Source organism: Paraburkholderia sp. C35, from assembly GCF_003121405.1.
GTDB lineage: Bacteria > Pseudomonadota > Gammaproteobacteria > Burkholderiales > Burkholderiaceae > Paraburkholderia.
This window is the reverse complement of the sequence record NZ_QBUY01000087.1, coordinates 15,434-39,141: the sequence shown is the minus strand read 5'-3', so window position 1 is coordinate 39,141 and position 23,708 is coordinate 15,434. Positions and strand designations below refer to the sequence as shown.

The window sequence follows — 23,708 nt, the reverse complement described above, 5'->3', positions numbered from 1 at the left end:
GACCGGAGTGGGTGGTGTTAGCCCGCTTTCTTTTGCCTACTTTTCTTTGCGGCGGCAAAGAAAAGTAGGTGCCGCCCCGCACAGGGGCAACACTAGCAAACCACTAACCTCAAGCGGATGCCAGCAAAAGACCAAACCCCAAAACCCCACCTCAAACATCAAAAAAGAAAAAGCCGCCCGAAGGCGGCCTTCCATTCGCTAAAAGCGAAAAAGCAACAAAGCAAAAAAACCAAAAACCTTACTTCGCGTTAGCGAACGCCACAGCCGTATCCAACATACGGTTCGAGAAACCCCACTCATTGTCATACCAGCTCGACACCTTCACGAGACGGCCCGACACCTTGGTCAGCGTCGCGTCGAACGTCGACGAAGCCGGGTTGTGGTTGAAGTCGATCGAGACCAGCGGCGCCGAGTTGTAGCCCAGAATGCCCTTCAGCGCGCCTTCCGATGCTTCCTTCATAATCGCGTTGACTTCATCGACCGTCGTGTCGCGCTTGGCGATGAACGACAGATCGACGATCGACACGTTGATGGTCGGGACGCGGATCGCGTAGCCGTCCAGCTTGCCGTTCAGTTCCGGCAGCACCAGACCGACAGCCGATGCAGCACCCGTCTTCGTCGGGATCTGGCTGTGCGTAGCCGAGCGCGCGCGGCGCAGGTCTTCGTGGTACACGTCCGTCAGAACCTGGTCGTTCGTGTATGCGTGGATCGTGGTCATCAGACCCGTTTCCAGACCGATCTTGTCGTTCAGCGGCTTGACCAGCGGTGCCAGGCAGTTCGTCGTGCACGATGCGTTCGAGATGACCGTGTGCTCGGCCTTCAGCACATTGTGGTTCACGCCGTAGACGATCGTCGCGTCGACGTCCTTGCCGCCCGGCGCCGAGATGATCACCTTCTTCGCGCCGCCCTTGATGTGCGCGCTAGCCTTTTCCTTCGTCGTGAAAAAGCCCGTGCATTCCATCACGACGTCGACGCCCAGCTCGCCCCACGGCAGTTCAGCCGGATTGCGGTTGGCCAACACGCGGATCTTGTCGCCGTTGACGATCAGGTTTTCGCCGTCGACCGTCACTTCGCCCGGGAACTTGCCATGCGCCGTGTCGTATTGCGTCAGGTGCGCGTTGGTCTTGGCGTCGCCGAGATCGTTGATCGCAACGATTTCGAGGTCGTGCTTCTTGCCGTTTTCATAGAAGGCGCGCAGCGTGTTGCGGCCGATCCGGCCGTAGCCGTTGATTGCGACGCGAATCGTCATGTTGTATCTCCTGATGGCTAAAAAAATTCTTCCGTGAAGCTTCGGCTGATGCGCGTTGTAGCTGTCGTGCGAACCGCGCTGGACGCGGCGCGCACGACGCGTTGCGCAATTAACCGAGTGCGGCCTTGGCCGTCTCGACAACCTTCTCGACGGTGAAGCCGAAATATTTGAACAGCACGCCGGCCGGTGCCGACTCACCGAACGTGTCGATGCCGACGACGCCGCCTTCCAGGCCCACATACTTGCGCCAGAAATCGGTCACGCCCGCTTCGATCGCGACGCGGCGCACGCCGTGCGGCAGCACGCGCTCGCGGTACTCGGCGTCCTGCAGGTCGAACACGTTGGTGGACGGCATCGACACGACGCGTGCCGCGATGCCTTCGCGCGCCAGCGCTTCAACCGACTTCATCGCCAGTTCGACTTCCGAACCCGTCGCGATCAGGATGATCTTGCGTGCCGGAATGTCATCGTTCCAGTCCTTCAGCACGTAGCCGCCCTTCGCGATGTTCGCGATCTGCTGCTCGGTGCGCGGGTTGAACTGCAGGTTCTGACGGCTGAAGATCAGCGACGACGGACCCTTGTGCTCGACCGCCTGCGTCCAGGCCACGGCCGTTTCGACCGTATCCGCCGGACGCCACACCTGCATATGCGGAATCAGGCGCAGGCTCGCGACGTGTTCGATCGACTGGTGCGTCGGACCGTCTTCGCCGAGGCCGATCGAATCGTGCGTGAACACGAAGATGGACGGCGCCTTCATCAGCGCAGCGACGCGCAGCGCGTTGCGGCTGTAGTCCGAGAACGTCAGGAACGTGCCGCCGAAGGCCTTGTGGCCGCCGTGCACGGCGAGACCGTTGATGGCCGCGCTCATGCCGAATTCGCGTACGCCGTAGTTGACGTAGTTGCCCGCCGCACCGTTTTCGCCGACGCGCACGTACTTCGCCGCCTTCCAGTTGGTCAGGTTCGAGCCCGTCAGGTCAGCCGAACCGCCGACCAGTTCCGGCAGCACCGCAGCAAGACCTTCGATAGCCTGTTGCGACGCCTTGCGGGTCGCGATCGTTTCAGCGCGCTCGTTCGCGCCAGCGATGATTGCCTGTGCCTTCTCTGCCCAGTCTGCCGGCAGCTTGTTCGCCATGCGGCGTTCGAAATCGGCGGCTTCTGCCGGGTACTTCGCGCGGTACGCGGCGAACGCGTCGTTCCACTCGCCTTCGAATTTCGCGCCCTTTTCCTTCGCGTCCCACGCTGCGTAGACTTCTTCCGGGATCACGAACGGCGGATAGTGCCAGCCGATCTGCTCGCGCACCGCCGCCACTTCCTTTTCGCCCAGCGCCGAGCCGTGCACGTCGTGCGTACCGGCCTTGTTCGGCGAGCCTTCACCGATGATGGTCTTGCAGCAGATCAGCGTCGGCTTGTCCGACAGCTTGGCCTGCTTGATCGCGGCATCGACAGCGTCGACGTCGTGACCGATCACGTGCGGGATCACGTTCCAGCCGTACGCTTCGAAGCGCTTCGGCGTGTCGTCGTGGAACCAGTGAATCACTTCACCGTCGATCGAGATGCCGTTGTCGTCGTAGAACGCGATCAGCTTGTTCAGCTTCAGCACGCCCGCCAGCGAGCACGCCTCGTGCGAAATGCCTTCCATCAGGCAGCCGTCGCCGAGGAACACATACGTGTGGTGATCGACGATCTTCGCGTCAGCCTTGTTGAATTCGTTGGCCAGCAGCGATTCGGCGAGCGCCATGCCGACGGCATTCGCCAGACCTTGACCCAGCGGGCCCGTGGTCGTTTCGACGCCCGGCGTGATGCCGTATTCCGGGTGGCCCGGCGTCTTCGAATGCAGTTGGCGGAAGTTCTTCAGCTCTTCCATCGGCAGGTCGTAGCCCGTCAGATGGAGCAGCGAGTACAGCAGCATCGAGCCGTGACCGTTCGACAGCACGAAGCGGTCGCGATCGGCCCACAGCGGGTTCTTCGGGTTGTGACGCAGATGGCGCGACCACAGCGCAACACCGATTTCAGCCATGCCCATCGGCATGCCGGGGTGACCGGAGTTCGCTTGTTGAACGGCATCCATGGCGAGCGCGCGGATCGCGTTGGCCATCAGGGAGGTGGGGGCGGGAGACGAGGTCGTCATGTCGATTCCGGAGAATGGTCCAAAAAGCGGAGGCGCCGTTCGTGGTCCGGAAGCCCGGCGGCAGTCTGCTTCGGCGCACGGTGCGGCGCCGGGAGACGCGAGGCGGACGGAGCAAACGGACAGGGCTGCAAAGCACGTCATTCTAGCAGATAGCCGGGCGTGACTTCGGCCATAGGGCGGGCGTTTCGGAGCGATACGGCGCGCATGGGGACGCATCGGCGCGGACTACATGCCGCAGCACCTGTGCGACGCGTAGCCGTCGATCAGGGCGCCGTTCGGGCCTGTCAGCCCGACCAGGTGTTTGACTGCGCGCAATCTCCATCGACTTTTTGCGCCGCTCGGCGGTTCTTTCCGTCATAAAACGAACATCGAGTTCGTGGACCAGGAACCTTCTCGCGATTGCCGACAGCATGCCGTGTGCATTGATTGCCGGGTTCTACGCCGGAAATATCGCCGGGACGCTGATTATTCGCCGTTCATCGCGTATCCGGCGGTAAACTAGGCCGATTCTTAGAGCGTAAGCAATGAGAGTGCTGCAAAATTCATCGCTTCTTCGGCACAGGCCGCCGCAAGGCGGACACCCGTAGCGAAGGCGATGGCATGACGACCTACTGGTTCAGGAGAGTTCGATGAGTGCCTCACGCCCAGCCGGAGTGCCGTGGCTGACGCCGTATCTGACCGTCCGCGAGGCGCGCACCTCGATCGCGTTCTTCGAAGCGGCGTTTGGTTTCCGCGTCAGGGACAGCGTGCATGACGACGGCGCTGTCATGCATGTCGAGATGACCTATCAGGATCAACTGATCGTGATGTTCGCGCCGGAAGGCGCGTTCGGCTCGACGGCGAAAACGCCGAAAAGCGCGGGCACCACAGCACCCCAATCGTTTTATCTTTATGTCGACGACGTCGACGCAGTCTATGCGCGGGCCGTTGCGGCCGGCGCCAGGTCGCTGAGCGAACCGCAAGATCAGTTCTGGGGAGACAGGTTTGCCCAGATCGAAGATCTCGACGGCTATCGCTGGGCGCTAGCCTGCCATCTGTCTTGAATGAATGAGAACTTTCCTTATGCCTCGCTTCTTCGTCGGCACCCCGTTTAAAACCGACGACATCGTTTCCTTGCCGGACGAAGTCAATCGGCACGTTCGCGTCCTGCGTCTGCAACCGGGCGATACCGTGAGCCTGTTCAACGGCCACGGCGGTGAATACGGCGCCGAAATCGTCGATATGGATCGACATGGAACCATTGTGCGGATTGGCCTGTTTCGCGACGTCGAAGCGGAGCCGCCGTATCAGTTGACGCTCGCGCAAGGCATTGCCGGCAGCGACAAGATGGACTGGCTGATCGAGAAAGCAACCGAACTCGGCGCGTCCGAATTCGTGCCGCTTACTACGACCCGCAGCGTCGTGCGTCTCTCCGGGGAACGGGCGCAGCGTCGCCAGGCGCACTGGCAACGCATCGTCCAGTCGTCGTGCGAACAGTGCGGGCGCAATCGTCTGCCCGAAGTCGCGCCGACGCGTGAACTGGCCACATGGCTCAGCACGATGCCGAAAGAACCTGTCGCTGGCGAACTGCGCCTGCTGCTGTCGCCGCGCGCGAGCGTGCCGTTCTCGGCGCTCCCCAGCGAGCCGCCGAAGGTGCGCGCCCTTGTGCTGATCGGCCCGGAAGGCGGATTCTCGGCGGCCGAAGAAGCGGCGGCGGCCGGCCACGGCTTCACGGCCGTCGGCCTTGGACCGCGCGTGCTGCGCACTGAGACAGCGGGCATCGCCGTGTTGTCTGCGCTGGCCGCACGCTGGGGCGGCTGGTAAAAGAAGGATTGCACGGCTCTCGCAATCAGAGCCGACCGGTAAAAACCAAAACGAAAAAAGGCCCGCCAATGATTGGCGGGCCTTTTTTCTTGTCGCATCTCAGGTTGCGTCGTCAGACTCCGAACAACGACGCGTCCATCTCAAATAATTAAGCAAACGAGTAGAACACTCTGAACGCAACCTTGCGTTCTGCCCAGAATTCTGCGGCTTCGCGGAACACATCGAGCAGTGTCTCGCGCCCTTCCTTGTCGAATTTGGTCGCAATCGGCAACGCTTCGAGCACGATCACGAAACCCGGCTGCGAGCCGGCCTTGTGAACGAGATCGGTCAGCGAGTCGTACAGCGCGTCATAGTTCTTGCCGAAGTGCTTTGGAAACAGGAACGACGTCGCGATGGTCTCCATCACTTCCTGCTTGGACTGGGCATTGCCCACGAACGCATAGAGAAAATGCTGACCGAGCCGACTGGCTTCGTCGGCGAGATCCTGCACGCGGAACGCGCGGATCGACTGCACGATGTTCGGTCGTACGGTCTCGAAAAGACTCATGCGCTCCTCTTCCGATGAAAGGCCCGTACTGGCTTCGTTCTGGACGTCACGGACCTGCTCGGCATCGCGCATCTGCATGACGCGCTGGAACATATTGCCGTCGCCGGCCGCGAGAAAATCCGTCGCGACTTTCGAGTCGTGCGCGTAGACGTTTGCGCTCATGCCGATTATCCCGATGTCATTCAATAATGCGATTAAAACTGGCGTAGTGGTCGTCTGAGTAAAAGCAATTGGTGGTCCGCCTGAGCGGCCCTCCACAGACTATGCGGCGTGCGCCGCGATCGCGGGCGCCTGGCGTGGGAACGGTGTATTCGTGGTAATAGCCGCGCCGGTGCGGCGGCAGCAACCGCTCACGATTGCCGAATACGACGCCGTCCTTCTCATACGGATAAGGCCCGCCAGCTGCAATCAAGTTCAATGTCCTGACGGCTTCGGGCGGCAGTTGCGCCGCCGCGACGGTGCCTTCGACCTGTCCCTGCTGTGCTTCCCGGGCCAACGCGCCCAATGGAAAACCGCCAGCGAGACCGCCAGCCATCAAGGCGGCAATCAGCACGCCGTCGCGAAGCCACTTGCGTGCCATGAATCAGAATTCCCGCTGTTGACGAACGAGTTTGACGACCATGAAAGACGTAAGGGTATCGCTAATGTCTTTTGGAATCAACGTTCATTGGTCGGACGAATGACCAATCAGGCGAAACCGGCATGGCGCCGAGGCCCGAAATGACAAATCTTGACAGAGATTTTATCTCGCACGAGATAAAGTTATCGCAAGGCACAACGCTGGACGACTTTCATGCCTCGTCGTCCCGACAGTCCACCAGGGAGGGATGTCACGCGTCTGCCTTTTTGCGGGATGGCTAATCCCCAGCCAATGCTCGAAGGCGTGCCCATTGCGGGCACGCCTCTTTTTTTGCCTTGATCGCCTGCGCGGGTCAAAAATCAACGGCCCGCGCAAGGTTCAAACCAGCTGCACCCGGCTTTAACGCGTTGCGTTCACGTCGGCGACCAGCAGCGCCGTCATGTTGACGATCCGGCGAACCGTCGCCGACGGCGTCAGCACATGCACCGGCTGCGCCGCGCCGAGCAGGATCGGCCCGATCGCGATGTTGTTGCCGGCTGCCGTCTTCAGCAGGTTGTACGAGATGTTGGCGGCGTCTATGTTCGGCAGCACCAGCAGGTTCGCGTCGCCTTCCAGCGGCGAATCTGCGAGCACTTCCTTGCGCAGGTTCGCGTCGAGTGCCAGATCGCCGTGCATTTCGCCGTCCACCTGCAGATGCGGCGCACGTTCCTGCAAGATAGCCAGCACATCGCGCATTTTCTGTGCAGAAGGCGCATTGCTCGTACCAAAGTTCGAGTGCGACAGCAACGCGATCTTCGGCTCGATACCGAAGCGGCGCACTTCTTCGGCCGCCATGATGGTGATTTCCGCGAGCTCGTCCGCCGTCGGATCGACGTTCACGTGCGTATCGACGAGGAAAATCTGGCGGTTCGGCAGCACCAGCGCGTTCATCGCCGCGTAGACCTTGGCGCCTTCCTTCTTGCCGATCACCTGATCGATGAAGTGCAGGTGGCGGTGCGTCGTGCTGACCGTGCCGCAGATCATGCCGTCGGCGTCGCCCTTCTTCACCAGCATCGAGCCGATCAGCGTCGTGCGGCGGCGCATTTCCAGCTTCGCCATCTGCTCGGTGAAGCCCTTGCGGCTCATCATCTTGTGATACGTCTGCCAGAAATCGCGATAACGCGCGTCGTGATCGGTGTTGACGACCGTGTAGTCCTGGCCGTTGACCAGACGCAGGCCGAACTTGGCGATGCGCTGCTCGATCACCGCCGGACGGCCGATCAGGATCGGCTTGGCCAGCTTTTCGTCGACCACGATCTGTACCGCGCGCAGCACGCGCTCTTCTTCGCCTTCCGCGAACACGATGCGCTTTTTCTCCGGCTCGACGCCGCGCGCCAGCTGGAAGATCGGCTTCATCGTCGTGCCGCTGTGGTAGACGAATTGCTGCAGATGCTGCTTGTACGCTTCCATGTCTTCGATCGGACGCGTGGCGACGCCGGCATCCATCGCGGCTTGCGCGACAGCGGGCGCGATCTGCACGATCAGACGCGGATCAAAAGGCTTCGGAATCAGGTATTCCGGACCGAACGACAGATCCTGAATGCCATACGCCGTGGCGACGATGTCGGATTGTTCCTGACGCGCCAGTTCCGCGATCGCGTTGACTGCGGCGATTTCCATTTCCTTCGTAATCACCGTAGCGCCGACGTCGAGTGCGCCGCGGAAGATGAACGGGAAGCACAGAACGTTGTTGACCTGGTTCGGATAGTCGGTACGGCCGGTTGCGAGCACCGCGTCCGGACGCACTTCCAGCGCGAGTTCCGGCAGGATTTCCGGCGTCGGGTTGGCCAGCGCCAGAATCAGCGGCTTCTCCGCCATGCCCTTGACCATGTCCTGCTTGAGCACGCCACCCGCTGACAGACCGCGGAACACGTCCGCGCCGCCCATCACTTCGGCCAGCGTGCGTGCATCCGTCTCACGCGCGAAACGCTCCTTGTCCGGGTCCATCAGTTCCGTGCGGCCCTTGTAGACCACGCCTGCGAGGTCCGTCACGTAGATGTTCTCGAGCGGCATGCCGAGATCGACGAGCAGGTTCAGACACGCCAGCGACGCTGCGCCCGCGCCCGATGCCACCAGCTTCACTTCCTTGATGCTCTTGCCGACCACCTTCAGACCATTGGTCACGGCTGCCGCGACCACGATAGCCGTGCCGTGCTGATCATCGTGGAACACGGGAATCTTCATGCGCTTGCGGCATTCGCGTTCGACGATGAAGCAGTCCGGCGCCTTGATGTCTTCCAGATTGATGCCGCCGAAGGTCGGCTCGAGCGCCGCGATCACTTCGACCAGCTTGTGCGGGTCCGATTCGTTCAGCTCGATGTCGAACACGTCGATGCCGGCGAACTTCTTGAACAGGACGGCCTTGCCTTCCATGACCGGCTTCGAGGCGAGCGGCCCGATGTTGCCGAGGCCGAGCACTGCCGTGCCGTTCGACACGACGCCGACCAGGTTGCTGCGCGCCGTGAAGCGCGCGGCGTTGAGCGGATCTTCGACAATCGCCTCGCACGCGAACGCAACGCCCGGCGAGTACGCCAGCGCGAGATCGCGCTGGTTGATCATCTGCTTCGTCGGGGCGATTGCGATCTTCCCGGGGGGCGGGAATTCGTGATAATCGAGAGCGGCTTCACGGAGTTTGGTATTGACGGGCGTCGACATAAGCGGACTTGGAAGTGCGGATTAGAATAGATGTTCGATCGCATTGTAGCGCCAATCCCAAAAGTCGAACCCTGCAATCAGGGTGCAAGTGCCGCGACCGAAACAGCGTGAAAGGAAAGCGTCCAGCCTGGGTCCAACTGGCAGCGCGACTACGATGCGCGCCTTTAACGTCGTGTTAGCTTCCATTCGCGTTTCTTGAGCGCATCCATCCACCTGCTTTTACTGCGATTCGCCCTTACACGCCTTATTTATGCTTTCAGAGTTTTCGCTGATCGACCGGTTCTTCGCGCGACGCGCGGCCGGATCGATGTTCCCGCAACGCGCGGCGCTCGGCATCGGGGACGATTGCGCGCTGCTCGCGCCGCCAGCAGGCGAGATGTTCGCCATTTCGACGGACATGCTGGTCGAAGGCCGCCACTTCTTTCCTGATGTCGATCCGAAGGCGCTGGGCCACAAGGCGCTCGCCGTCAATCTGTCGGACCTCGCGGCGATGGGCGCGAAGCCGCAGGCGTTCACGCTCGCATTCTCCTTGCCGAAAGCCGACGCCGACTGGCTCGCAGCCTTCAGCGACGGCCTGTTCGATCTCGCCGAACGCCACGGCTGCGAGCTGATCGGCGGCGATACCACGGGCGGGCCGCTCAATCTGTGCCTCACGGTGTTCGGCTCAGTCCCGCCACAGAAGGCGTTGCGCCGCGACGCCGCACAACCCGGCGACGACATCTGGATCTCAGGTACTTTGGGTGACGCACGGGCGAGCCTCGGCGTGCAGCGCGGCGAGTGGTCCGCCGATACCCACGACGCTGCGACATTCCGCCGCGCCATGGAGTGGCCCGAGCCGCGCGTCGCGCTCGGCCTGGCATTGCGCGGCGTTGCGCACGCGGCACTTGACCTTTCCGACGGACTCGCGGGCGACCTGATGCACATCCTCGAGCGCTCGCAGGTGAATGCCATCGTCGATGCCGACGCGCTGCCGCGCTCGGATGCGCTGCGCCGTCTTTCCGCCGACCTGCAGCGCCGCTGCACGATCGCCGGCGGCGACGACTACGAGTTGTGCTTCACGGCACCGTCGTCTGCACGCGACGCAGTCGTTGCAGCCGGTCAACAGGCGCGTGTGTCCGTGACGCGCGTCGGTACAATAACTGCGCTCGACGCAGCCGGCGCCGCGCCCGCGATCACGTGGCGCGATGCATCAGGCGCTCCCCTCACTCTGACGTTGCAAGGCTTCGATCATTTCCATGCAGAATGAATCCTCGCTTGGCCCGGCCGGACATTTCTCCGACGCGCCAACAGGCGGACAACCTGTCTCGACGGGCGGCCCGGCCAACGGCACGGCGGCCCAGGGCGCGTCGAACGGCGGGCAAAATGGCCAGCCGCAAGGTCAGCCCCGTGCGCCCCGGCCCCGCCGCGCGACCGCGCGCTTCATGCTGTCGCATCCCTTGCATATCCTGTCGCTGGGTTTCGGCAGCGGGTTGTCGCCGATTGCGCCCGGCACGGTCGGCACGCTGTTCGCCTGGGCATCGTTCGCTGCGTTCAGCGCGAAGCTGACCGTCATCGAATGGGGCATTCTGATTGCCGTCGGCTTTGTCGCGGGGATCGGTATTTGCGGTTTCACCGCGGACCGGCTCGGTATCGACGATCCGTCACCCGTCGTGTGGGACGAGATCGTCGCGTTCTGGCTGGTGCTGGTGATGGTGACGCCCGCCTCCTTCACGGGACAACTCTGGGCGTTTATCGTGTTCCGCTTCTTCGACATGGTGAAGCCGCCGCCCATCCGTTACTTCGACCGCAGACTGAAAGGTGGCTTTGGCATCATGTTCGATGATCTCGTCGCAGCCTTCTTCACGTTGCTCGTGATTGCGCTCTGGCGGATGTCGGTCTGATTTTTTCTGCGTTCCCAGCGTTCCTTTTTTCCCGAGTCCAGCATGGCTACCGATTCCGTCGTACACCAACTTGCCATTCGTGCCGGCAATCGTCTGCGCGATGAGCGGCTGATGCTTGCCACGGCCGAGTCCTGCACGGGCGGCATGGTCGCGACGGCCATCACCGATATTTCCGGCAGCAGCGGCTGGTTCGAGCGCGGCTTCGTCACGTACTCGAACCAGGCGAAGAGCGAGATGATCGGCGTGCCGCCCGATCTCATCGAGAAGCATGGTGCCGTGTCCGAGCCGGTTGCGCGGGCGATGGTAGAAGGCGCGTTGCGGAATTCCCGTGCGCAGGTCGCGCTGTCGATCACGGGCGTCGCCGGTCCGGGCGGCGGTACCGAAACCAAACCGGTCGGCATGGTGTGCTTCGGCTGGAGCAACCGGTTGCATACAGTTGTCGAGACGCTCGTATTCAAGGGCGACCGCGAGCGCGTGCGCGTGCAGGCGGCGACCCACGCGTTGCGCGGGCTGTTGACCCTGCTCGACGAACGCGAGCGCTGAGCGGTTTCGACGGCGGCTTTCGGCTTTTCTCTGGATCTCAACTACAGCAGGAAAACATGAGCCGTCATATCGACCGGGACGAACTGATTCGCCGCTTCGATCTCCAGCCGCATCCCGAAGGCGGGTTCTTTCGCGAGACGTATCGTTCGACGGATGCCGTGCATCGCGAAGGTTCCGCCGATTCACGTTCCGCCTCGTCGGCGATCTATTACCTGCGGTGCGACGGCGCGCATTCCGCGTGGCATCGCATCCAGTCCGACGAAGTCTGGCACTTCTATGCCGGCGATCCGCTCAACGTCTACGTGCTGGAAGAAGACGGATCGATGACGGTGCATCGTCTCGGCAATGCGCTTGAGAACGCAGATTGCGTTTTTCAGGCGGTGGTGTCGTCAGGCCGATGGTTCGCCGCACAATGCGACGACGCGGCGAGCGTGGCGCTCGTCGGCTGCACGGTCGCGCCGGGGTTCGAATTCAGCGAGTTCGAGATTGCGGACGTCGCGACGCTTTCGCGCGACTTTCCGCAGCAGCGAGATCTGATCGTGAAGCTCGGGCCGGTCGGCGGTTAAGCGCGACCGAACCCGCTTAAGGCCTGAGGCTTAAAGAAACGCGTTGATGCGATCGCGCGTATCCTTCGCGGCCTGCGCGGCGGCTTCGACCCAGTCGTCGCCCTTGCCCGCATACAGGATCGCGCGAGACGAGTTGATCAGCATGCCGGTGCCGTTTGCCGTGCGGCCAGCATTGACGGTCGCTTCGACATCGCCGCCTTGCGCGCCGATGCCGGGAATCAGCAGCGGCATGTCGCCGACAATGCTCCGCACCACTTCGATTTCCTTCGGGAAGGTCGCGCCGACCACCAGTCCAAGCTGGCCCTTCGCATTCCACTTTTCTGCCGCAAGCTTCGCGACCACCTGATACAGCGGACGGCCACCCGTTTCGAGAAACTGCAGATCCGAGCCACCGGGATTCGACGTCCGGCACAGCACGATCACGCCCTTGCCTTCGTGATCCAGATACGGCTCGATCGAATCGAAGCCCATGTACGGATTCACGGTGACGGCATCGGCGTGATAACGGTCGAAGGCTTCGCGCGCGTACTGCTCGGCCGTGCTGCCGATATCGCCGCGCTTGGCGTCGAGAATCACGGGCAGGCCCGGATGCTTCAAATGAATGTGCGCGATCAGCTGCTCGAGCTGGTCTTCAGCGCGGTGCGCCGCGAAGTAGGCGATTTGCGGCTTGAACGACGAGGCATAAGGCGCGGTTGCGTCGACGATCTTCTTGCAGAAATCGAAGATCGCGTCCGAACGGTTGGCGTACGCGCCGGGAAACTTCGACGGCTCAGGATCGAGACCGACACACAGCAGCGATTTTGTCGTGTGCCAAGCGTGGTCGAGCGTCTGGATGAATGTGGACATAGGAAATCTCGCGGCGCGCGATGCGGGTAACTGATGAGCCGCGTATTTTACTCGCGCGGCCGGTTGCGGGCCGCTTCTGCATGCCCGCCCCGTTCAGGCGTGCCGCTCAGCCACGCTTAGCCGCGCGCCCGCCCGCCATCGCGCGCAATCCCGTGCGTTCCACCGAAAAGCTGAACGAACGCACCAGCCGCCCGCCGCGCGCGAGCATCGTCATGCCGTTTTCGGCGGCGCCGCCCGGCAGATTCATCGCGTTGATCGGGTGATCGACGGGTTCGAAGCAGAAGAAATCCTTCGACGCCGGCGTGTAGAGAATGTAGTACTCGCTGTTCGACGACACCGTCAGCGACAGGCGCCGCTTCGGCCAAACGACGCTCGCGTGCCCGCTCCAGCCGGTGAACGCGTGATTGACGACGCTGCGCGGCAACGGATACGCAACGCCGAACTGCCACGCAGGCGGCACGGGCACGTGGCGCACGGGCAACCAGTCTTCGCCCGACAGCCACAAACCGGCAGCCGCCGCCGACAGTTGCGTGTCGGCATCGCGCACCAGAAACGGATGCACGCCGAGGCCGAACGGCATCGCCTCGCGCCCGGTGTTTTCGACCTCGAGCGTGATGACGAGCGTCGAGCCGTCCAGCAGATACGTCTGCGTCGCGCGATATGAATAAGGTTTGCCGTCGCGACGGTCGAGCGTCATCGTGATGCTTTCGGCGTCGGCGGCGGCGACATCCCAGTTCGCGAGCCAGCCGTCGCCGTGAAGCGGCAGCGGCTCACCCGGGCGATTGCACGGCACGTCGATCGCGCGTTCGCCGAGCATGAACTGCCCGCCGCCGATCCGGTTCGAATACGGCAGCAGCGAATAGCAGGCGAGTTCGTTGGCGTCGGTGTCGCCATCGACATGACGGCAGCGCCGGAACACGGGCACCAGCGTGCCTTCATTGCGGAAGTCGAAGCGCGTGATGCCGCCGCCCAGCGACGGGGCCACATCGAGCCGCAGCAGGGAATTGGCGAGCGTGACGCAGGCGACATCGGCGGCACTTCCCGCGCCGACGGCCACGGCCGATGTGCTCGGTCCGGCCAGCACGGGCTGCACGGTGGCCGCGAGCCGGGCACGCCGCGCGCGGGATTGTGGAGAAGTCGGGACAGCAGAATTCGCGACAGTCATATCAAACTCCCACGAGAGGCATCGGACAGCGTGATCGGCGCATCGTAGAACAGATGGCTGCTTGTGCGGGCGGCGCGTCGTTGCGGCCGCCTCGTGATTCCTTGCTGCTGGTGCTGCATGCTGCGCCCCTACTTCGCTTCGTTCGGGGCGTGGACTGCCCTGCTTTGTTGACCTTCGATGAACTTCACACGCCGCGCTTCGCGAGCGCAACCGGCGATCCCTTGAACGCCGGCTCCGGCAAACCGCGCCGGCCTTGGGTTGCCACGTAGACGCCACCCGCACGCGTATCGGCCGACAGCGCCTGCGCATCGAGCCCGACACGCGCACTCGTCACGTACAGCGTGCCGAGTTGCGCGCCGCCGAGCGCGACGCAGCTTGGCTGCGCGGTCGGCACATCGACGCGCTCCGTCTCGACGCCATTCGCGTCGTAACGCACCACGCGCCGGCCGCCCCACTGCGCATTCCACAAGCCGCCTTCGCTATCGACGGTCGAACCGTCCGGCTCGCCCATCTTGTCGGTCAGCTTCACGAACAGACGCTCGTTCGCAACACGGCCGTTTGCGAGGTAATCGCACGCGCGAATTTCGAGCGTCGGCGAATCGCAGAAGTACATTGTGTTGCCGTCGGGGCTGAACGCGATACTGTTCGAAATCGCCGGCGATGGCAATGCCAACCGTTCAAGTGACAGATCATGGTTCAACCGATAAAACCCGCCGACGGGTTTCACAGGCGACGCTTCATCTTTCGTGCCGAACACGAATCGTCCCTGACGATCGCAGCGACCGTCATTCACGCGCGTGTTCATGTCAGGTTCGACATCGACGATGTGCTCGATCTCGCCCGTCGCCAGGTCGAAGAACGCCAGCCGCGACGCGAGGCCCAGCAGCAGGTAATGCGGATCAGCGCACAACGCGAAGCTCGCGAGCCGCTCCGGCATACGCCAGAACGTGCTGCGGCCATCGCGCGGATCGTAACGCCACAGGCGCGCGCCTTCAATATCCGTCCAGTAGAACAAGCCGCTGCGCGCGTCCCACGTTGCGCCTTCGCCCAGCGTGCATTTCGAATCGACGAGCAATGCGGCCTGCACGTTGGTGATCGTGTCGCTCATGCCCAGCCTCCATCGACGATAACTTCCTGCGCGGTGAGCATGCGGCTATCGTCCGCCGCGAGAAAGAGCGCCATGCGCGCGAGGTCTTCGGGCAGCAGTTCACCGTCGATGCACTGGCCCTGTTTGATCGCGAGACGGCCCGCGTCGTCGAGCCACAGGCGCTTCTGCTTTTCCGTCATCACCCAGCCCGGCAGCAGCGAATTGACGCGAATATTGAACGGACCGAGATCGCGTGCGAGACCCTTCGTCAGCCCTTGCACCGATGCCTTCGCCAGCGTGTACACGGGATAGCCGCCATTCTTCAGCATCCAGCTGATCGACCCGAGATTGATGATCGAGCCGCGCTTCGCCGCTTTCATGTCTTCCGCGACAGCCTGCGCCGCAAAAAACTGGTGACGAATGTTGACGGCGATACCCGCGTCGAACGATTCGGGCGTCACGTCTTCGATCTTGTGGCGCTTGTCGTTGGCCGCGTTGTTGACCAGCGCTTCGATCGGGCCGAGCGCCGCGCGCACATCGGCGATGGCCTTCTTCAACGCGTCGATGTCAGTCAGATCGGCGCGCAGGAACAGCGGCTTGTGACGCGAATCGCCGAGTTGATCGGCGAGCACGTCGCCCGCCGTTTCGTCGATATCGAAGAACGCGACACGCGCGCCCTGCGCCACGAAATGCTCGACGAACGATGCGCCGATGCCCGTCGCGCCGCCCGTGATCAGCACCGTGCGATCCACGAGGCTCGGATAGCGCGCGTAGACGTTCTGTTGTTCACGCGCGTTCGCGCTGGCGGGAGACGACATCGTTCGGTTTCCTTCTTCTTGCATCAAACGTTAAGGGAGATCTCAGTCACGCGAACCGCGGTTCTTCAACTGGTCGAGCAGCACCGCGGCGAGCAGGATCGCGCCACGCACGAGGTACTGATAGAACGCGTCGATGTTCATCAGGTTCATCACGTTTTCGACCGTGCCCATGATCAGCACGCCGATCACCACGCCCGAGATCGTCGCGCGGCCACCGAGCAGCGACACGCCGCCCAGCACGCACGCCGAAATCACGTTCAGCTCGAAGCCTTCCGCTGCATTCGGCTGACCCGACGTGATACGCGACGCCAGGATCACACCCGCCAGCGCCGTCACCGCGCCCTGAATCAGGAAGATGTAGACGCGCGTGCGTTCCACATTGATACCCGCCAGACGCGACGCTTCCGGATTGCCGCCGATTGCCAGCGTGTTACGGCCATACACCGTCGAATTCAGCATCACGCCGAACACGATGAAGCAGACCAGCGTCACCCAGATGGGGAGCGACACGCCGAACATCGACAGGCTGCCGAGCGCGATAAACGTATCCGACGACACGCCCACAGCCTGACCGTGCGACACGATGAAGCCGAGGCCGCGCACGATTTCCATCGTGGCGAGCGTCGTGATCAGCGCGTTGATGCGCAGATACGCGATCACCGCGCCGTTCACGAAGCCGATCACCGAACCGGCGACCACCGCCGCGATGATCGCGATGAACGTATTGCCCGTCGCGTTCAACACCATCGCGCACAGCACGCCGGCGAACGCGACCGTCGAACCGATCGACAGGTCGAAGTCACGCGACGCGAGACAGAACATCATCGTGCACGCGACCATGCCGATCTGCGAGATCGACAGCGCGAGGCCCAGCATGTTTTCGATCGAGAAGAAGTGATCGACGGTCAGCGACATCGTGATGAACATCACGACGAAGATCACGATCAGGCTGTACTCCGTGATCTGCTGCCACCACTTCTGCTTGTCGTTGGCTTGCGGAATCAGCGCATCGGCGGCGCTCTTGGCGGCCTGTTGCGCGAGGTTTTCTCTGGCTTGCATTTGGTTCACTCCTCCCGTTCCCCACGGGTTACAGGACCGTTGTGGATCCCGTCAGTTACAGATGTCTTGCGGCTTTCGTTTCATCTGGCGCGAGGCAGCGTCACGCTGCCTGCGCCGTCGTCGAACTCTGCGGCAGCGCGAGGCCCAGCACCGATTGCTCGGTCGCGGCGCTGCGCGGCAACTCGCCCGAAATACGCCCCTGGCGCATCACGATGATGCGATCGGACACGCCCAGCACTTCCGGCAGTTCCGACGAAATCATCACGATCGCGCAACCGCGCTCGGCCAGTTCGTAAATCACGTTGTAGATTTCGTGCTTCGCACCGACGTCGATACCGCGCGTCGGTTCGTCGAGAATCACCACGCGCAGATCCGGCTCGGCCAGCCAGCGCGACAGAATCGCCTTCTGCTGGTTACCGCCCGACAGGAAGCGGATCTTCTGGCGACGGCTCGGCGTCTTGATCTTCAGCAGCTTGATAAAGCGGTCAGCCGTTTCGGCTTCCTTCTTGCGATCGAGAAAGAGCCCCGCCTTCAGGTAATGACGGCGGCAGCTGATATTGATGTTCTCGGCCACGGACGCAATCGCGACGATGCCTTCTTCCTTGCGGTCTTCCGGACACAGCACGATGCCCTGACGGATCGCTTCGCCCGCGCTCTTCACCTTGATCGGCTTGCCATCGAGTACGAGTTCGCCGCCCTTCTTCGGATCGTCGCCGTAGATCAGGTGCATCAGTTCGCTGCGGCCTGCGCCAACCAGACCAAAGAAGCCGACGATCTCACCGCGCCGCACTTCGAAACTCGCCGGTTCCGTCAGCGGTTTGCCTTCGATGTTCTTCACCGAGAAGCGCACTTCGCCGAGTTCACGCGCGCGGTAGCCGTAGATGTCCGATATTTCGCGCCCGACCATTTCGCTCACGATGGTGTCGCGGCTCACGCCTTCCAGTGAAGGGTGCGAGGCGACCTTGCGACCGTCGCGGAAAATCGTGCACGCGTCGCACAGCTGATAGATCTCGTCCATGCGGTGCGAGATGTAGATCAGCGCGCGGTTGTCGGCGCGCAGATTGCGCACCAGCTTGAACAGCACTTCCGTCTCGCGGTGCGATAGCGAACTGGTCGGTTCGTCGAGCGCGATCACGCGAGCGTTGCGCATCAGCGCCTTGCAGATTTCGACCATCTGGCGTTGCGCGATCGAGAGCTTGCGCAGCTTCGCGTTCGGGTCGAGTTCGACGCCCATCGCGTGCAGCTGCTCGCGCACGTAGCGCTTCGCATCGCCCTTCTTCACGAAACCGACTGTGTTCGGCAAGCGGCCGAGCAGCAGGTTTTCGGATACCGTCAGGTCCGGCACGTATTGCAGTTCCTGGTGAATCACCGCGATCCCTGCGCCGATCGACGCGCCCGCATTCGCGAAGCGCACTTCATTGCCGTCGATCATCACGCGGCCGGAATCCGGCTGATATTCACCACCGAGAATCTTCAGCAGGGTCGATTTCCCTGCGCCGTTTTCGCCCATCAGGCCATGCACCTGGCCGGCGTGCACGTCGAAAGAGATGCCGTCGAGCGCACGCACGCCTGGAAACACCTTGCCGATATTGTCAAAACGCAGCGTCGCTGACACTTTGCCTCCTGTTACTTCGATTGAACCGTCGTGTCTGCTGTGAGCATTCACGATGGCTTGTCCCTCTGCTTCTGATCCGTTCTAACTCGCGCGTCCCGTCACCTAGCAACGGGACGCGCGGCGTGTGAATCTTGCTAATAAAGACTCACACGCATTCGCTTCGCTTACTTCGATGCGAGACCCATCTTTTCACGCACTTCGCCGACGTTGTCGCGCGTGGCCAGCATGCCCGTCGTCAGCGTGAGCTTCGGCGGTTCCTTGCCTTGCGTGATCCAGTCGTACATCAGCGTCGACGTTTCTTCGCCGTGGCGCTTCGGGCTGATGATCACGGTGCCATAGAAGCCCGTCGGATTCGGCTTCTTGAACTCGTTCAGTGCCGAGTCCGAACCGCCGATGCCGATACCGATCATGTTGTCGGCCTTGAAGCCACGGCCTTCCGCTGCACGGACTGCGCCGAGCACGGCTTCGTCGTTCAGGCCGTAAGCGACCCAGTGCTTGAAGTTCGGGTTCTTCGTCAGCGCGATGTTGGCGGCGTTGAACGCGTTTTCCGTGTCCGTCTTCGCTTGCGGCGCGGCGATGATGTTGGCCTTCGGGAAGCCTGCTGCGATCAGCGCGTCGGTCGCGCCGGCCGTGCGGTCATGCGCCGTCGGCAGCTGTTCGTACGTCACGTCGATGGCGCCGACGTCCTTCATGTCCCAGCCGCGCTTCTTGATTTCAGCCGCGATGCCTTCGCCGACCTGCTTGCCGATGTTGTAAGCCGAAATGCCCATGTGCGGCACGGCTTCGATCGGCTTGCCAGCGCCGTCGACGAGACGGTCGTCCACCGTCATCATCTTCAGGCCGTCAGCCTTCGCCTTCGCGACGATGCCCGGTCCGAGCTTGACGTCCGGCGTGCAGATCACGAAACCTTGCGCCTTTTGCGCAGCGAGGTTGTCGATCGCGCTCATGACCTTCTCGCCCGACGGCGCGCCGATCTTCACCAGCGTGAAGCCCTTTTCCTTCGCAGCGGCTTCGGCGAACTTCCACTCGTCCTGGAACCACGGCTCTTCCGGCTGCTTCACGAGGAAGCCGATCTTGACCGGGTCGGCGGCTTGCGCAACGGGTGCGTTGAACAGCACCGCCGTCGCTGCGGCTGCCAGCGTGAGGAAAATTCTGCGTTTCATAATGCGTGTCTCCTGACTAATGAGTAACGAGAAGGTATTGGCCGCGTCTTCTTGTACCGCCATCGACACACGCGGCCAGCGCGTCAGGCGGTTCACGTCGCCGCTCCGTGTTGCGAGACGGCTTTGCTGCTTTTTCTGTTCCTTCGCTACTGCTTTGTTATTGCGTGTGTTCTGCTCAGTCGTGGTAAAGCGCCGAGCGCCCGCCATCGACCGTGATGCAACTCGCGTTGATGAAAGGCGCTTCATCCGATGCGAGGAATACGGCTGTCATCGCCACTTCTTCCGGCTTGCCGATGCGGCCCATCGGCTGCAGATCGAGCGTCGCCTGTTTCGCGGCGGCGGGATCGTTCTGGCCATCCCACCAGTCGCGCGTCAACTGCGTTTCGATGTAGCCCGGCGCGATCGCATTCACCCGCACATTGCGCGGCGCGTATTCGATGCCGAGCGCGCGCGTCAGGCCGATCACGCCGTGCTTCGCCACCGGGTACGGAAAGCAGCCCGGAATGATCTTGAACGAGTGTGTCGACGCAATGTTCACGATGCTGCCCGCGCCGCGCTCGACCATGCCCGGCAACACTGCGCGGCAACCGTTCCACACGCCGTCGAGATCGACGGCGAAGCAGCGGCGCCAGTCGTCGTCGGTCATCGTCAGCGGATCGCAGAACACGTTGATGCCCGCGTTGTTCACCAGCACATCGATCGCGCCGAACGCTTTTTCGCCTTCGCTCACCGCGCGTTGCACCGACGCCGATTGCGTCACATCGGTCTGCACGGCGAGCGTCTTGCCGCCGGTTAGTGCCGCGATCTCTGAAGCAGTCGCCTGGGCGGTTTCGATATCCAGCTCCGCGAGCACGACCGCCGCGCCTTCGCGCGCGAACGCCGTTGCAATGGCCGCGCCGATGCCGCGCCCCGCGCCCGTCACCAGTGCGACCTTGCCTTGCAGCCGTTTCATTTCTTCACGCCCGCGCGCGCGATGCGCAGGCCGTTGATGAACGCCTTCGCATGCGAAGCCGTCGCCGAAGCCGGCTGGCCGGGTTTGTACAGCGCCGAACCGAGGCCGAAACCGTTCGCGCCTGCGCTGAGGAACGGTCCCATGTTGTCCGGCGCAATCCCGCCGACGGGCAGCAGCGGCACATCCTTGTGAATCACCGCGCGCCATGCCTTCACGACCTGACAGCCGAGTTGCTCGGCGGGAAACATCTTCAGCACGTCCGCGCCGTTCTTCAGCGCGAGGAACGCTTCCGTCGGCGTGGCGACGCCCGGCGCGCATGCCATCGCGAGCGATTTCGCCGTCGTCACGACTTCGGGGTCGCTGTGCGGCATCACGATCAGTTCGCCGCCTGCCGCTTTCACGTCGTGCACGAGATCGCCGCGCAGCACCGTGCCCGCGCCGATGATGGCATCGGCGGGCAGCGCCTGGCGGATCGCCGCGATGCTGTCGAACGGATTCGGCGAGTTGAGCGGCACTTCGAGAATGCGAAAACCGGCTTCGTACAGCGCGCGGCCGTGATCGGCAGCGTCAGCGGGCGTGATGCCGCGCAGGATCGCGACCAGCGGACACGCTTCGAACGCGGCCATCAGGCCGGCGTGCGGCTGATACGGAGCAGGGAGATTCAGATCGAGTTGCATGACTTTTCCTTTGGATTCGTCGCGTGCGAGTTCGGCTCGCCGTTCAGGTCGCCTGCGCGGCGCCGGACGCCTCGCTGACAAGACCCGCTTGCGCCGCGATGCGCCACAAGCCGCGCTCGGTCGCCTGCTTAACGAGTTCGGCCTGCTGGCAGCCAAACTGCGCCAGCGCGAGCCGGTAACGCTCGCACAGCGCTTCGTTGCCGATCAGTTGCAGCGCGTTGCCCGCGAGCGTCGATTGCTGTTGCGCGAGCGCCGCTTCGAGGCCGCTCAGTTCGTGGCCGATCAGCAGGCCGGACAGGTAATCGGGTTGCTGTTCACGCGCCAGTTGGCCGGTGAGACCGAGCGTGCGCGTGCTGAAAATGGTGGCGAGTACGCCGGCGCGGCCCTTGTCGCGCGCGACGCGCACGCCGCGCAAGAAAGCGTCGGTGTCGGGCGTGTCGGGCGTGACCATGGTGCGGCCGAGAATCGTGTGCTCGGACAGCGCTGCGAACACTTCGCCCGTCATGAACGTGTCGAAGCGTTCGATCTGCGCATCGCGCACCATCACCCACTTCGCGTGCGTGCCGGGCAAGCCGATCAGCACGCTCTTGCCCGCTGCCGCTGGTTCCGCGCACGCCAGCGCGCCGAAAATCTGCGTCTCTTCGCCGCGCATCACGTTCGGCAGTTCGCCGTTCTGCAGCACGCCGGGCACGATGTTCAGCGGCACGCCGCGCGCCGTCTGCACGCGCACGATGCCATCGACCAGCGCGTCGGCGCTCGCGGGCGCATTCACGTACGGCGCTTCTTTCCAGCCTTGCGCGCTGCCGACCATCCCCGCTGCGATCACAGGCAGATCAGGCGCGCTGTCGAGCCACGCGCCGACGACGGCATCGAAGGCCGCGTCGAAGCCGCCTTCGGCTGCCGGGCGCGGCAGATTCATGATGCCCGCCGTCGAAGCGCGCGTGTCCAGCACGGCGCCGTTCGCGTCGCACAGATACGCGCGCAGCGAAGTCGTGCCCCAGTCGAGCGCGAGCAGTGTAGGTTTGGATGCTTGCGCCGGCTGCACGGATTCCACGGACAGCGTCGAGCCCGTCTGAGTCATCGTTTGATCCTGCGGGTAGTCGGTTGCGGAACACGCCAGCCCAGTTCTTCCGAAATCGCGCGCGCTTCGCGCTGCACGACGGGAATCAGTTCGTCCATGCGTTCGAGCGACATGTACGGAATGGTGCTCGCCACCGACAGCGCCGCGACGATCGAACCCGACGCATCGCGCACGGGCGCCGCCACGCAGCGGATCGACGCTTCGTTTTCTTCGAGGTCGAACGTGAAGCCGCCCGCCGAATAGTTCGTCATGCGCTGCATGAAGGTCTGCTGGTCGGGCCGGTTGTCGGGCTTGAAGCTGACGCCCGCGAGCGCACGGCGCGACGCGTCGAACAGCGACTGCCACTGGTCCGGGCCGAGGTCGAGCATCATCGCCTTGCCGATACCCGTCGATGCCAGCGGCATCCGGTGGCCGACGCGCGAGCGCATTTCGAGGCCGCGCGTGCCGGGAATCTTGTCGATGTAGAGCACGTCGTCGCCGTCGCGCACGCCGAGGTGAATCGTGTCGTGCGTGAGTTCGGCGAGCGACGCCAGATGCGGACGCGCGACTGTCGTGAGCGGCATCTGTTCGAGCGCGATCGTGCCGAGTTCGATCAGCTTCGGGCCGAGCAGATAGCCGCCCTGCACCTGACGCAGATAGCGCGCCTGCACGAGGCTGCTGACCAGACGGTGCGTGGTGCTGCGCGTCGTGCCGAGCGCGGCGCCGAAGGTGCGCAGATCACGTACGCCCGCAGCAGCGGCTTCGAGAATCGCGAGGCCGCGCAACAGCGTCTGCGTGCCGGCTTGTTGCGGCGTGATGTCGAGCAGCGTGCTCGGCAAACCGATGCTGTCGGCGGGCGGCGGCGGCACGGCCGCGCCGTTTGCGGGGCGCGCGGCGGGCTTGCTGCGCACGGTTTCGACTTCGGGCGCGTCGGACAGGTCGGACGCTTCCGGCGCTTCGGATTCGACGTGATGGGTCATCGCTTTGTTCATGGCGACTGGCAACAGACAGAAGGTGAATTACCGCGAAATGCCGGCGTGACGGTGTGCGCGGGGCGCGCGTCGCAGCGGTGCGGGCGTTCGCGCGAGCAGGTCGCGCAGCAAGGTGCGGCAAGGCATGGCGTGGTGTCTCCGATTTTCGTTCCGCCTCCTGCGCCGCGCGTGGCGCTGGCGTCGAGGCGGTATTTCTGGCCGGTGTGTCGGCTTGTTGAACCGGATTGTAGGACGCCTTTTTGAGATTCACCAACATATGAACGGCTCGTCCATATTTTGGGAAT

At 63.1% G+C, this 23,708-nt stretch carries 22 protein-coding genes and 1 pseudogene; 7 read left to right on the top strand and 16 right to left on the bottom strand.

What is annotated here, in order from left to right; translation table 11 throughout:
• A pseudogene (locus DK391_RS45050) lies at positions 1 to 202 on the top strand (hypothetical protein); the annotation flags it as partial.
• Positions 203 to 238: 36 nt separating this feature from the next.
• Here the strand turns inward: DK391_RS45050 and gap are convergent.
• Entirely contained in the window at positions 239 to 1,249 is a 1,011-nt protein-coding gene (gene gap / locus DK391_RS33375; RefSeq protein WP_028371814.1) for a type I glyceraldehyde-3-phosphate dehydrogenase, read from the bottom strand.
• Between the two features lie 109 nt (positions 1,250 to 1,358).
• Positions 1,359 to 3,377: a transketolase gene (gene tkt / locus DK391_RS33370; protein WP_109482267.1), complete on the bottom strand. Its 2,019-nt coding sequence runs from the start codon at positions 3,375 to 3,377 to the stop codon at positions 1,359 to 1,361.
• 629 nt (positions 3,378 to 4,006) lie between these two features.
• Between tkt and DK391_RS33365 the strand changes: the two genes are divergently transcribed.
• On the top strand, positions 4,007 to 4,420 hold the full coding sequence (locus tag DK391_RS33365; protein WP_109482266.1) for a glyoxalase/bleomycin resistance/extradiol dioxygenase family protein: 414 nt from the start codon (positions 4,007 to 4,009) through the stop codon (positions 4,418 to 4,420).
• A gap of 19 nt (positions 4,421 to 4,439) precedes the next feature.
• The gene (locus DK391_RS33360; protein ID WP_109482265.1) at positions 4,440 to 5,180 is read left to right on the top strand and encodes a 16S rRNA (uracil(1498)-N(3))-methyltransferase; all 741 of its coding nucleotides are present in this window, start codon (positions 4,440 to 4,442) and stop codon (positions 5,178 to 5,180) included.
• 148 nt (positions 5,181 to 5,328) lie between these two features.
• On the opposite strand, the gene DK391_RS33355 is transcribed toward DK391_RS33360, so the two are convergent.
• The 3 genes from DK391_RS33355 to DK391_RS33345 form a co-directional block, all read right to left on the bottom strand.
• On the bottom strand, positions 5,329 to 5,889 hold the full coding sequence (locus DK391_RS33355) for a barstar family protein (protein WP_109482264.1): 561 nt from the start codon (positions 5,887 to 5,889) through the stop codon (positions 5,329 to 5,331).
• 16 nt (positions 5,890 to 5,905) lie between these two features.
• Positions 5,906 to 6,307: a ribonuclease gene (locus tag DK391_RS33350; protein WP_109482263.1), complete on the bottom strand. Its 402-nt coding sequence runs from the start codon at positions 6,305 to 6,307 to the stop codon at positions 5,906 to 5,908.
• Between the two features lie 399 nt (positions 6,308 to 6,706).
• Positions 6,707 to 9,001 (bottom strand): NADP-dependent malic enzyme, encoded by a 2,295-nt coding sequence (locus DK391_RS33345; protein ID WP_109482262.1) that lies wholly within the window; start codon positions 8,999 to 9,001, stop codon positions 6,707 to 6,709.
• A 250-nt stretch (positions 9,002 to 9,251) separates the two neighbouring features.
• Here DK391_RS33345 and thiL point away from each other — a divergent pair, with 250 nt between their 5' ends.
• The 4 genes from thiL to DK391_RS33325 are packed head-to-tail and all read left to right on the top strand — an operon-like array spanning position 9,252 to position 11,990.
• Positions 9,252 to 10,247, top strand: coding sequence for a thiamine-phosphate kinase (gene thiL, locus DK391_RS33340; protein WP_109482261.1), 996 nt, complete (start codon positions 9,252 to 9,254; stop codon positions 10,245 to 10,247).
• Positions 10,237 to 10,881, top strand: a complete 645-nt coding sequence (locus DK391_RS33335; RefSeq protein ID WP_239483026.1) for a phosphatidylglycerophosphatase A — start codon at positions 10,237 to 10,239, stop codon at positions 10,879 to 10,881. Before thiL ends, DK391_RS33335 begins: the two co-directional genes overlap by 11 nt.
• Positions 10,882 to 10,923: 42 nt before the next feature.
• On the top strand, positions 10,924 to 11,424 hold the full coding sequence (locus tag DK391_RS33330) for a CinA family protein (RefSeq protein ID WP_007743603.1): 501 nt from the start codon (positions 10,924 to 10,926) through the stop codon (positions 11,422 to 11,424).
• Between the two features lie 56 nt (positions 11,425 to 11,480).
• A complete protein-coding gene (locus DK391_RS33325) occupies positions 11,481 to 11,990 on the top strand; it encodes a cupin domain-containing protein (RefSeq protein WP_109482260.1) in 510 nt (169 codons plus the stop codon).
• Positions 11,991 to 12,020: 30 nt separating this feature from the next.
• Here the strand turns inward: DK391_RS33325 and pyrF are convergent, their stop codons facing one another.
• From pyrF to DK391_RS33270, 11 genes are all read right to left on the bottom strand, one after another.
• Positions 12,021 to 12,836, bottom strand: coding sequence for an orotidine-5'-phosphate decarboxylase (gene pyrF, locus DK391_RS33320; RefSeq protein WP_109482259.1), 816 nt, complete (start codon positions 12,834 to 12,836; stop codon positions 12,021 to 12,023).
• Positions 12,837 to 12,942: 106 nt separating this feature from the next.
• Positions 12,943 to 14,001 carry an aldose 1-epimerase gene (locus tag DK391_RS33315; RefSeq protein ID WP_109482258.1) on the bottom strand — a complete coding sequence of 353 codons (1,059 nt, stop codon included), beginning with the start codon at positions 13,999 to 14,001 and terminating at the stop codon, positions 12,943 to 12,945.
• Positions 14,002 to 14,185: 184 nt separating this feature from the next.
• Positions 14,186 to 15,109 (bottom strand): SMP-30/gluconolactonase/LRE family protein, encoded by a 924-nt coding sequence (locus DK391_RS33310; protein ID WP_109482257.1) that lies wholly within the window; start codon positions 15,107 to 15,109, stop codon positions 14,186 to 14,188.
• The gene (locus tag DK391_RS33305) at positions 15,106 to 15,906 is read right to left on the bottom strand and encodes an SDR family oxidoreductase (protein WP_109482256.1); all 801 of its coding nucleotides are present in this window, start codon (positions 15,904 to 15,906) and stop codon (positions 15,106 to 15,108) included. The genes DK391_RS33310 and DK391_RS33305 overlap by 4 nt, the downstream gene beginning before the upstream one ends.
• A gap of 42 nt (positions 15,907 to 15,948) precedes the next feature.
• Positions 15,949 to 16,965, bottom strand: coding sequence for an L-arabinose ABC transporter permease AraH (gene araH / locus DK391_RS33300; protein WP_109482255.1), 1,017 nt, complete (start codon positions 16,963 to 16,965; stop codon positions 15,949 to 15,951).
• Between the two features lie 100 nt (positions 16,966 to 17,065).
• Entirely contained in the window at positions 17,066 to 18,580 is a 1,515-nt protein-coding gene (gene araG / locus DK391_RS33295; protein ID WP_109482254.1) for an L-arabinose ABC transporter ATP-binding protein AraG, read from the bottom strand.
• Between the two features lie 164 nt (positions 18,581 to 18,744).
• Positions 18,745 to 19,743, bottom strand: coding sequence for an arabinose ABC transporter substrate-binding protein (locus tag DK391_RS33290; protein ID WP_109482271.1), 999 nt, complete (start codon positions 19,741 to 19,743; stop codon positions 18,745 to 18,747).
• 175 nt (positions 19,744 to 19,918) lie between these two features.
• A complete protein-coding gene (locus tag DK391_RS33285) occupies positions 19,919 to 20,695 on the bottom strand; it encodes an SDR family oxidoreductase (RefSeq protein ID WP_109482253.1) in 777 nt (258 codons plus the stop codon).
• Entirely contained in the window at positions 20,692 to 21,372 is a 681-nt protein-coding gene (locus DK391_RS33280) for a 2-dehydro-3-deoxy-6-phosphogalactonate aldolase (RefSeq protein WP_109482252.1), read from the bottom strand. Before DK391_RS33280 ends, DK391_RS33285 begins: the two co-directional genes overlap by 4 nt.
• A gap of 43 nt (positions 21,373 to 21,415) precedes the next feature.
• The gene (locus DK391_RS33275) at positions 21,416 to 22,453 is read right to left on the bottom strand and encodes a 2-dehydro-3-deoxygalactonokinase (RefSeq protein WP_109482251.1); all 1,038 of its coding nucleotides are present in this window, start codon (positions 22,451 to 22,453) and stop codon (positions 21,416 to 21,418) included.
• Positions 22,450 to 23,424, bottom strand: a complete 975-nt coding sequence (locus DK391_RS33270) for an IclR family transcriptional regulator (RefSeq protein WP_109482250.1) — start codon at positions 23,422 to 23,424, stop codon at positions 22,450 to 22,452. The genes DK391_RS33275 and DK391_RS33270 overlap by 4 nt, the downstream gene beginning before the upstream one ends.
• Positions 23,425 to 23,708 lie beyond the last annotated feature (284 nt).

Coding starts and splice junctions, on each gene's coding strand:
- gap (WP_028371814.1), bottom strand. CDS start 1,249: ATGACGATTCGCGTCGCAATCAACGGCTACGGCCGGATCGGCCGCAAC.
- tkt (WP_109482267.1), bottom strand. CDS start 3,377: ATGACGACCTCGTCTCCCGCCCCCACCTCCCTGATGGCCAACGCGATC.
- DK391_RS33365 (WP_109482266.1), top strand. CDS start 4,007: ATGAGTGCCTCACGCCCAGCCGGAGTGCCGTGGCTGACGCCGTATCTG.
- DK391_RS33360 (WP_109482265.1), top strand. CDS start 4,440: ATGCCTCGCTTCTTCGTCGGCACCCCGTTTAAAACCGACGACATCGTT.
- DK391_RS33355 (WP_109482264.1), bottom strand. CDS start 5,889: ATGAGCGCAAACGTCTACGCGCACGACTCGAAAGTCGCGACGGATTTT.
- DK391_RS33350 (WP_109482263.1), bottom strand. CDS start 6,307: ATGGCACGCAAGTGGCTTCGCGACGGCGTGCTGATTGCCGCCTTGATG.
- DK391_RS33345 (WP_109482262.1), bottom strand. CDS start 9,001: ATGTCGACGCCCGTCAATACCAAACTCCGTGAAGCCGCTCTCGATTAT.
- thiL (WP_109482261.1), top strand. CDS start 9,252: ATGCTTTCAGAGTTTTCGCTGATCGACCGGTTCTTCGCGCGACGCGCG.
- DK391_RS33335 (WP_239483026.1), top strand. CDS start 10,237: ATGCAGAATGAATCCTCGCTTGGCCCGGCCGGACATTTCTCCGACGCG.
- DK391_RS33330 (WP_007743603.1), top strand. CDS start 10,924: ATGGCTACCGATTCCGTCGTACACCAACTTGCCATTCGTGCCGGCAAT.
- DK391_RS33325 (WP_109482260.1), top strand. CDS start 11,481: ATGAGCCGTCATATCGACCGGGACGAACTGATTCGCCGCTTCGATCTC.
- pyrF (WP_109482259.1), bottom strand. CDS start 12,836: ATGTCCACATTCATCCAGACGCTCGACCACGCTTGGCACACGACAAAA.
- DK391_RS33315 (WP_109482258.1), bottom strand. CDS start 14,001: ATGACTGTCGCGAATTCTGCTGTCCCGACTTCTCCACAATCCCGCGCG.
- DK391_RS33310 (WP_109482257.1), bottom strand. CDS start 15,109: ATGAGCGACACGATCACCAACGTGCAGGCCGCATTGCTCGTCGATTCG.
- DK391_RS33305 (WP_109482256.1), bottom strand. CDS start 15,906: ATGTCGTCTCCCGCCAGCGCGAACGCGCGTGAACAACAGAACGTCTAC.
- araH (WP_109482255.1), bottom strand. CDS start 16,965: ATGCAAGCCAGAGAAAACCTCGCGCAACAGGCCGCCAAGAGCGCCGCC.
- DK391_RS33290 (WP_109482271.1), bottom strand. CDS start 19,743: ATGAAACGCAGAATTTTCCTCACGCTGGCAGCCGCAGCGACGGCGGTG.
- DK391_RS33285 (WP_109482253.1), bottom strand. CDS start 20,695: ATGAAACGGCTGCAAGGCAAGGTCGCACTGGTGACGGGCGCGGGGCGC.
- DK391_RS33280 (WP_109482252.1), bottom strand. CDS start 21,372: ATGCAACTCGATCTGAATCTCCCTGCTCCGTATCAGCCGCACGCCGGC.
- DK391_RS33275 (WP_109482251.1), bottom strand. CDS start 22,453: ATGACTCAGACGGGCTCGACGCTGTCCGTGGAATCCGTGCAGCCGGCG.
- DK391_RS33270 (WP_109482250.1), bottom strand. CDS start 23,424: ATGAACAAAGCGATGACCCATCACGTCGAATCCGAAGCGCCGGAAGCG.